Below are 8519 nucleotides of genomic sequence, written 5' to 3' on the forward strand. Positions count from 1 at the left end.
GTCGAACTCATACTGTGGTCTGGTGCTTCGCTCCCCGGGAGCATGGTCGAACTCGTACTGTAGTCCGGCGCTTCGCTCCCCGGGCACATGGTCGAACTCATGCGCTGGTCCGGCGCTTCGCTCTCCGGGCACATGGTCGAACTCATACTGTGGTGTGAGGCAATGGCTGCCGTTATGACAGTACTGGCCGCAAAGGCCAGCACGCCATGGGAGATGATTTTTTGCATAGTGACGACTCTCTTGAACAAAACATTTTTGAAAAAAACATCGTTCTTGAATTTACGTGAACACAATTTCGAAAAAATCTATCTATCGGGTATCTACGGTTTCATCCAGTGTTTGAAAACAGGCGTAACGGAAATGCAAGGTTAAGAATCATCCCGGCCGGGAAATGACAGTGGCTAATTATAGATCAAAGAAAAAAGAATACTGGAAAAAGCAACCCATGAAACAGGTTCTGGAGGCTATGTTGTGCTTAAGGGTTGAAAGGGATTTATTGTCATAATCGTGCAAATTAACTGGCTTACTGAAGTACAAGGAGGCCTGAAAATGAGCATTTTAGCCTCTTATCAGCCTAATAGTGTTGTTTTTAATGACCAGAATCAACAGGTGATTGGCACCATATTGCGTTCAACCTTTAAGCACAACATAGCCGGTTCTGGAAGTTTGTTAGAAAATAGATACCCGGACAGCGTCGCTGGTTATTACCAACGGATCGAGCAGTTATTAAAAAGTCTGATTAGTTGGATAGCCTCCTGGTATACGGTTTCAATGGGTTTGACATACAAGGTTGGGTCGAACGGAATGAGCCTCAACAATGTTACCGATGATTGCAGATAGTTTGTTGGGGCTCGCATTCGCTCGACCCAACCTGCGTCACCTGTCAATTTCAATGAAACCATGTGCCAGGGAGTTATGCTCCGATGGACTTATAGAGGGCATCAAGGCCCATCTTACCCGCCATTTTTTTATTTTCCTGCCGGGATGACTCATCAAAGCCACTGTACACCAGGTCTTCCTGGGGCAGTTCATCCAGAAAACGGCTGGGCATGGTGTCGATAACCTCACCAAACTGTTTTCTTTGTCCGGCCATGGTCATGGTTAATGACTTCCGGGCCCGGGTGATGCCTACATAAGTCAGTCGTCGTTCTTCTTCAATATTATCTTCTTCAATGCTGGTTCGGTGAGGTAGTAACTCTTCTTCCATACCCATCATGAATACATGGGGGTACTCAAGGCCTTTGGAAGCGTGCAGGGTTAGTAATTGTACCCGGTCTACATCTTCCTCTTCCTCATTACGCTCCAGCATATCCCTGAGGATCAGTCGGGCAATGGCGTCCGCAACCGTACTGTCTTCATCACCCCGTTCAAGGGTTTTCTGAAGCGCTTCCACCAGAAACCAGACATTGGCCATGCGTTTTTCAGCCTGTATCGGTGTTGAAGAGTGTTGGATTAACCAGTTTTCATAATCCGTATCGGCAATCATTTCACGAACCACCTGCATGGGGTCTTCACTGGTTTGCAGTTGCCGCGATACGTTATCCATCCATCCGGTAAACCGTCGCAGTTTCTCGACATATTGCGGTGCCAGGCCTTCTTCCAGAGCCGTTTCTTCACAGGCTTTGTACATGCTGATGTGATGTTTGTTGGCATAGTTGCCCAGCTTTTCCAGGGTGGATGGGCCAATTTCCCGCTTGGGCGTGTTGACCACCCGAAGGAAGGCATTGTCATCATCCTGATTAATCAGCAGGCGTAGATAGGCCATGATGTCTTTGACCTCTGACCGGGCAAAGAAAGAGGTGCCGCCATTAATGTGGTACGGAATACCATGATGTTGCAGCTTTAACTCCAGCAGGCGCGACTGAAAATTACCCCGGTATAATACGGCATAATCTTTATAGCTGTTTTCATGTCTCAGTTTGTGAGTGAGGATTTCGGTGGCGATCCGTTCGCACTCTATCTCGTCATTACGGCATTTGATGACACGAATCTCATCCCCTATACCCTTATCACTCCAGAGTGATTTTTCAAACACATGGGGATTGTTGGCAATCAGGGTATTGGCTGCCTTCAATATTCGGCTGGTCGACCGGTAATTCTGCTCCAGTTTGATGACTTTTAAACTGGGATAATCTTCATTCAGCAGCGCCAGGTTCTCGGGCTTTGCACCTCGCCAGGCGTAAATGGACTGATCATCATCACCCACAACGGTCAGCTTGCGGCGGTCACCCACCAGTCGCTTCACCAGTTCATACTGAGCGCCATTGGTATCCTGATACTCATCCACAAGCATATAGTGAACTTTCTCCTGCCAGCGCTGTTGAACCTCCGGGTAGTTTCTGAATAACTCAACTGGCTTCATGATCAGGTCATCAAAATCCACCGAGTTATAGGCTTTCAGCATACGGTTGTAATGTTCGTAAACAATCGCTGCGGTTTGCTCCCAGGGCTGTCGTGCCTGTTCCAGTGCCTGAGCGGGTGTGATCAGGTCATTTTTCCAGCTCGAGATGCAGTGCTGAATCTGGTCAACGCCATTGTCGTCGGCAGAGGCATCCCGTTGCATCAGGTCGGTAATCAGTGACCGGGCGTCCTGCTGGTCAAAAATCGAGAATCCGGGCTTATAGCCCAGTATTTTGTATTCCCGACGAATAATGTTCATGCCAAGGTTATGGAAGGTGGAAACTGTCAGTCCTGAAGCGGCTTTACCTTTGACCAGTTTTCCAACCCGGGCTTTCATTTCACGGGAGGCTTTGTTGGTGAAGGTGACCGCGACAATATTGCGGGCACTGATACCGCACTGTTGAATCAGGTAGGCAATTTTGGTGGTAATTACACTGGTTTTACCACTGCCAGCCCCGGCCAGCACCAGCAGGGGAGTATCGATGTATTTTACGGCCTCAGCCTGACGATCATTTAGTTTTTGCACGGGTCTGGTTTCAGGCAAGTCGTTGTTGGGAAGGGTATCAGTATACCAAGCTTCAGCTATTGGGTGATATGTTCCTCAATGGGATGTTTCAGAATGGACAGGTCAGAGATATTCTCGCTATTGATTTTGGTTGAAATAAAAGTTGATTGACGTTTATTTCAAGTAGCGAATACGAATAATTATAATAATCATTTATATTTATGAAACTAATTGGTGTTCTGTAAGTCTACTCGTATAGATTCTATCAGCAATGCTGTGACCTTTTTTCAAAAGCTCAATATATAAGGGGCAGGTGTAAGGAGGGTATTTGATAGCAAGTCTGGAGTAACACAGAGCTTACTGAAAATACTCTGCAAAGCCACAGTCCCAGAAATTGTTGCGTAAAAAACTGACCGGGGTATTGAGCAGTAAAAATTGCTGAAAGAGTGTGTGTTTGTATTAAACGACAATATTATTCAGAGGTAGTATGCCAAATTTAATTCATTCTCAATCTCCTGCTTCAGTTCCCCATAATGCATACCTTTCATCAGGCATATCGGAAGGTTCTTCAACGCATCATAATCCTCCTGATGATCTGAAGCCTGACACTGGAAAATCGGGAAGTCGTTCAGTCAGTAACCTGCTCAAAGATTGCAGAAACTATATAAGCGGGGACAGGGATACTGATCGTATTGGTCCTGTCATATTGAGACGTCAGTCAATCCATCGTTTCGCCCCTTATGATATTAAACATCGACCTGCAAAAGTGGCGACAGATGTAATAAAAGACTCAGTTAGGGTAATTGGCGATTCTGTGAAGAAAGGGTGTGGTCGTACCGTGGATCTTTGCCCTGAACCGGTCAAGCAGATTGCTGGTTCTGTGCAGAAGGGGGGACAATATACAGTGGATCATTGTCCTAATCTGTTAAAAGCACTTGTATCTCGCGCAGTGCAAAAGGTAGCTCTTGCTTACACTATTATGGAGCTTATAGTGCCGTGCGCATCTGCCACAGTCTCTACTGTGACCGGTTACGCGCAACCACTTATATCGGAATACTGTCACCCAAGTTTTGCTGCATTTAAAGAGAAAATGCTGGCAAAGTTAGGCGGGAGTCTTAATGTAATTGATACTAATGGCAATGATACTGTCCGCGCACTTAATGGTCTGATGAAGGATGATCGCGATGTTGCAATGGCTGGCTTTGCTATGTTAGGCGATAGCAGAATGATAAAGGCAAATGTTAATTCATATGAGGATCATGTACCGATTAAAACTGGATTCAATTATCTTATGGATAGGGCATTACATGGGGCTCGGAATGGTACTGAACCATTCCGGGATTTAGATCACCTCCTAAACGATGAGTTTACCAATAAAGAACTTATAACTGACTACATAAAGCGAGCTTTATCTTCTACCTGTGTGCCTATCAATTATGAAACTATCGCTTGTGGTCAGATAACAGTGGGTGACTATTGGTCGCATGTGGGAGAAGTGTTTGGACTGGGTACCAATATTAAAGAAGCTTCAGGTTCTACAACAGATTTATTCGCGCAGGCGGAGACTGTTAAAGCTGTAAATCCGGGTTTTTATGATTCGCTTCAGAAAATGCTGGATGCTAAAATATTGCTTGATTCAGTTGTATCAAAGGTCGATGGTAGACGGCTTTTTACTATCAAGGAATATATCAATGACAGGTTGCTAGTGGGCGAGTTTAAGACAATAGGTCATGTCATTAGCGACGAACTTTCTAAACACATAAAACTTGATCTGGATGTAGCTGTCATTCTTCGTCCAGACTGTGCGCCCACGCCCCTGCTGTCTCCAACAGAGGACGCGGTCGCCGAAGTTTGTTCCAGTATGCTGGCAGCTTTTCAAGGTGGTGTTGTGGGGGTATGTCTTTCCGGAGGAATTGCGGCCGGATTTATGGCAAGTAAAGCTATATACAGACATGTCAAGTCGCAGAAAAATACTGACAAGCCACTAGAGGGGAAAGTTGATTGTCATAGTAACCCAGCTTATTCTGGCAGAGTCGATCAGTCAGGAGTAGGTGGTGCAGAGGGTGAAATGACTTTTGAAGAGCTTTCGAGGGTGGAAAGTTTCAGAAGTGTTAGAAGCGCTAATCCTCTTATAGAGGAGGGCAGCTCAATGGATATTCAGGAGGTATGACCATTGTCTTATATAACCATCTGGCTCGAAAGTTTTATAAAAAATTCGGATTTATTCAGTATGCCTTGGTATCAAAGGGAGGGCTGGGCTGGTTTATTTAAAATTTTTTTCTGAGGGAGCTTTTAAGACGTTTGATTGATAGCCAACTTAACTCTCCAGAATTACGGAATCATTCTGGAGAGCCTGTTTCATTATAACTTCAACCCACCATCCAGCTCCAAAACACGGCCATTGTAGTAGTCATTTTCAAAAATAAAGCCCACGGTTTCTGCAATTTCTTCCGGTGTACCCATTCTGCCAACAGGAATGCCTGCGGTCAGTCTTGCTTTTGCTTCCGGTTTCATACTTCCGGTCATTTCTGTTTCAATCACTCCGGGCGCAATAGCCGCACAACGGATGCCGTATTTGGCCAGTTCCTTTGACCAGGTAACGGTCATAGCGGAAACACCCGCTTTGGCAGCAGAGTAGTTGCTCTGGCCAAAGTTACCTTCTCTGGCGATGCTGGCAATATTCACGATCACGCCCTGAGAACCGCTTTCAGCCATACTGGCGGCCACTTCCCGGCCACAGAGAAAGACGCCGGTGAGGTTGACGTTAATCACGGACTGCCACTTGTCGTAGGACAGCTTATCGGTCACCTTGCCATCTTTTGTTTTGATCAGCAGTCCATCCCGGAGAATGCCGGCATTGTTAACCAGGCCATTGAGCGGGCCAAGCTCGGCGGCGGCCTGTTTGACCGCCGCTTCCACCTGCTCTTCTTCAGCAACATTGGCTGGTAATGCGACGGCATTGACGCCCTTTGTACGACAGAGTTCTGCTGCTTTATGAAGCTCTGGTGAATCGAGGTCGATAAGGCCGATGTTGGCACCACGCTCTGCGAGCCAGTTAGCCATTGCCAGACCAAGGCCTCTGGCGGCACCGGTGATCAGAATGTTTTTATTTTTTATGTTCATAATAACTCTTGATTAAATAGCCTTGAAAAAGTGTTTTTATACGACGTTGGTGGACGGTACACCGATCATCCTGAAACTAAATAGAATAAAAGACAATACCCATAAAGGTTATTGATAATAAATCTCATTCCCATATAATGCCTTCAAAATATCATTGGTGGTTGATTTTTCAACAGCGACGCCTTTAGTAATAATCCTAATAAATATTCAGAGGATCTTCATTATGATGGATACCAAAGAAGAAGCTGCATTTGAGGCCAGAAAACTGCTGCAGGGTGAATACCACGGCATTCTGTCAACCCATTCCAAAGATGTTCCCGGCTATCCATTTGGTTCTGTTATGCCTTATTGTCTGGATGCTAATGGCTGCCCGATTATTCAGATCAGTACCATTGCCCAGCACACTAAAAATATTGAACAGGATTCCCGTGTTTCACTGATCGTCAGTGAAAGTGATGTAGACGATGTGCATACCGGTGGTCGTTTAACCTGGATGGGCGATGCGGAAAAAATCGAAGAGTCGGAAGAGGTCGCTGAACACTATTTTAATTTCTTCCCTCAGGCCAGAAACTACAGCAATACCCATGGTTTTGACTTTTACCGAATCCGATTGGTTAAGGCTCGCTTTATTGGTGGTTTTGGCAAAATCTTCTGGGTTCGTAATGAACTGCTCTGCAAGGAAAACCCGTTCTTCGGTCATGCCGGCAAGGGCATGATTGAGCATATGAACGAGGATCATGTGGATTCCATGGTGAAATACTGTCTGGCCGCCAATCGGATTATTCCGGAAGGCGTTTCTCCAAAAATGGCGGGTGTAGACTCTGAAGGTATGCACCTTCTATTGGGAAAAAAGGTCGTCCGCATTCCTTTTCCGGGGAATGCTGACAGTGCCATGGAAGTTCGTCAGCAGCTGGTTGCTATGGCCAGGGCTGCCTGATTCAGGTATTGGCGGCTCTTGAAAAGAAACGGTGCCGCCTCTATATAAGAGACTCCACTTATTAACGGGGCCTCTTATGCGCTTCCTCTTTCTGTTATTTATTCTTTTACCCATTCTGGAAATGGTGGTGCTGATCAAGGTGGGCAGTATCATTGGCGCATGGAATGCGGTTGCGCTTGTTGTTCTATCCGTATTTATTGGTTTGGCCGTGATTCGTCGTCAGGGATTGGCTACCGCGCTGAAAGCCCGCCAGAAAATGGCGGCTGGAGAGTTGCCAGCCATGGAAATGCTGGAGAATCTGGTCATTGCCATCGGTGGTTTGCTGATGCTGATTCCCGGGTTTATTACTGATTTTCTGGGGGTTTTCCTGCTGCTTCCGCCCATTCGCAGATTATTGATTCGCCGGTGGTTAACGGCTACCGGTATAAAAGTGCAGCAAACCAACATCTATGACGCTGAATTCCGCCGGGAGTCTTCAAGGCAAAACGGCCAGACCCATATCCATCATCACACCATTGATGGGGACTATACCCGGGATCAGGATAATGACGAACCGAAAAGCAGAAAGCCTTAGGATACCGCTACCCGCCTCCCGTTGTCCGCGGCCCGAAAAAGGCAGGTCGTCTACGCTTTACGGGTCGCGGGTAGCGAATAATGGTCTTTAATGCCTTTTGTCCCGGAACATTTTCTGAATTTTGCAGTCTATCTGAAGAGCGTGGTAAGGGAAGTTGCAATTAAGAATATACCACCGTCATCCCCGCGAAGGCGGGGATCCACTGGGTGGTAGATTCCCGCCTTCGCGAGAATGACGGAGGGCTGATACTTTCTACAATGCCACTTCCCTTAGACTCCGCTCAGGGTGAACGAAGGCTGAGTTCAAGATGTGTAACTTATTTCAGCTTGGTTAGAAACGCACTGTAATTTCAAAATTTCAATGTATCCCATGTTCAAACCATCCACAAGCTACTGAACACACCCTTTTGCGTATTCTGGTTAACTTGCCCACAATTTTTTCTGATCTGCCTTTATTCTTCAACACTCATCAATCCTGAATATGCTGTTATTTTTCGGTCGTCCATTACAAAAAAATCAAAGCGCTCCCTGGGAATTAATTCAGTGGCTGGCTCGGGAGCCGTTCATACTGTTAGACCACTCTTGTTCCTCATTGAATCCAGACTGGGACGTGGCGTTGCTACATTATCAACAACTATGTTTTTTGTTTGAACTTGTGGTCTGGCCCGCCAAGTTGCGGGGGCAACTGTATTAAATCGCCGAGCAATGCCCTGAGTAAGGGATTCGCCTTTTTTAAGATGTTTTTGATCACCATACTCAAGGCACATCCGTTGCAGTTCATCGAATATACTTTGATCGCAGCTGTAGTCGTTCACCACCGCACGAGCGGCATTAAGATCCATGAGCTGGATTTCATAACCATTCTTTTCCAGCCACTGACGCGCCAGCAGTAGTGTCAGTGCCTGACCGTTATGCACGCGAGCATGGTCTTTATCAATAAGTCCCAATGCACTGTTATATAGCAGAAAGAGCCAGCGGATT

Annotated in this window: 8 protein-coding genes; 4 read left to right on the forward strand and 4 right to left on the reverse strand. The window is 46.3% G+C overall.

Translation table 11 applies throughout. From position 1 onward, the window contains the following. The coding region (locus tag RM811_RS10130; RefSeq protein ID WP_402523611.1) for a hypothetical protein at positions 1 to 227 on the reverse strand (227 nt) is incomplete at its 3' end. A gap of 322 nt (positions 228 to 549) precedes the next feature. On the opposite strand from RM811_RS10130, the gene RM811_RS10135 reads away from it, so the two are divergent. Next, positions 550 to 840, forward strand: coding sequence for a hypothetical protein (locus RM811_RS10135; protein ID WP_402523613.1), 291 nt, complete (start codon positions 550 to 552; stop codon positions 838 to 840). A gap of 73 nt (positions 841 to 913) precedes the next feature. Here RM811_RS10135 and rep read toward each other — a convergent pair whose 3' ends face one another. Then, complete coding sequence (gene rep, locus RM811_RS10140) at positions 914 to 2926, reverse strand: DNA helicase Rep (RefSeq protein ID WP_402523615.1); 2013 nt, start codon at positions 2924 to 2926, stop codon at positions 914 to 916. A gap of 466 nt (positions 2927 to 3392) precedes the next feature. Between rep and RM811_RS10145 the strand changes: the two genes are divergently transcribed. Then, positions 3393 to 5075, forward strand: a complete 1683-nt coding sequence (locus RM811_RS10145; protein ID WP_402523617.1) for a hypothetical protein — start codon at positions 3393 to 3395, stop codon at positions 5073 to 5075. A 191-nt stretch (positions 5076 to 5266) separates the two neighbouring features. Here RM811_RS10145 and RM811_RS10150 read toward each other — a convergent pair whose 3' ends face one another. Next, a complete protein-coding gene (locus tag RM811_RS10150) occupies positions 5267 to 6028 on the reverse strand; it encodes an SDR family oxidoreductase (protein WP_402523619.1) in 762 nt (253 codons plus the stop codon). A gap of 223 nt (positions 6029 to 6251) precedes the next feature. Between RM811_RS10150 and RM811_RS10155 the strand changes: the two genes are divergently transcribed. Then, positions 6252 to 6965 (forward strand): HugZ family protein, encoded by a 714-nt coding sequence (locus RM811_RS10155; RefSeq protein WP_402523622.1) that lies wholly within the window; start codon positions 6252 to 6254, stop codon positions 6963 to 6965. A 76-nt stretch (positions 6966 to 7041) separates the two neighbouring features. Further along, positions 7042 to 7539, forward strand: a complete 498-nt coding sequence (locus RM811_RS10160; RefSeq protein ID WP_402523624.1) for an FxsA family protein — start codon at positions 7042 to 7044, stop codon at positions 7537 to 7539. A gap of 562 nt (positions 7540 to 8101) precedes the next feature. Here RM811_RS10160 and RM811_RS10165 read toward each other — a convergent pair. Next, positions 8102 to 8519: hypothetical protein (locus tag RM811_RS10165; RefSeq protein WP_402523626.1), on the reverse strand; the 418-nt coding region annotated here is incomplete at its 5' end.

It is taken from the genome of Endozoicomonas sp. (assembly GCF_031844845.1).
Taxonomy (GTDB): Bacteria; Pseudomonadota; Gammaproteobacteria; order Pseudomonadales; family Endozoicomonadaceae; genus Endozoicomonas.

Bases quoted from the DNA above. Each gene is read 5' to 3' on its own strand.
- RM811_RS10150 (WP_402523619.1), bottom strand. From the start codon at position 6,028: ATGAACATAAAAAATAAAAACATTCTGATCACCGGTGCCGCCAGAGGC.
- RM811_RS10135 (WP_402523613.1), top strand. From the start codon at position 550: ATGAGCATTTTAGCCTCTTATCAGCCTAATAGTGTTGTTTTTAATGAC.
- RM811_RS10155 (WP_402523622.1), top strand. From the start codon at position 6,252: ATGATGGATACCAAAGAAGAAGCTGCATTTGAGGCCAGAAAACTGCTG.
- RM811_RS10145 (WP_402523617.1), top strand. From the start codon at position 3,393: ATGCCAAATTTAATTCATTCTCAATCTCCTGCTTCAGTTCCCCATAAT.
- RM811_RS10160 (WP_402523624.1), top strand. From the start codon at position 7,042: ATGCGCTTCCTCTTTCTGTTATTTATTCTTTTACCCATTCTGGAAATG.